General features: G+C 34.9%; 1 protein-coding gene. It reads right to left on the reverse strand.

Annotated features, from left to right (window positions below; genetic code table 11):
* A partial coding sequence (locus CN288_RS25515; protein ID WP_141528013.1) for a Cna B-type domain-containing protein occupies nucleotides 1-212 on the reverse strand: 212 nt, incomplete at both ends.

Raw genomic sequence — 212 nt, forward strand, 5'->3', positions numbered from 1 at the left:
CCTTGTTCATCGTACTTCGGAAGATCCGTGAAGCTGAAATTCCAGTTTCCAGCTTGATCGGCTTTTACTTCTTGTGTTTTTAATTCTTTTTCATTTTGAAGTAATTGAACTGTTATGTTTTCTGGGCGTTTACCAAACTTATTGTTGTAATCGTCCCATACTTTTTTGCCACTTACTTCTGTTTTGTCTGTGTTTTTGTAAATGTTCGTAAT

The sequence above is a fragment of the Bacillus sp. AFS023182 genome (assembly GCF_002560575.1).
Classification (GTDB): Bacteria; Bacillota; Bacilli; order Bacillales; family Bacillaceae_G; genus Bacillus_A; species Bacillus_A arachidis.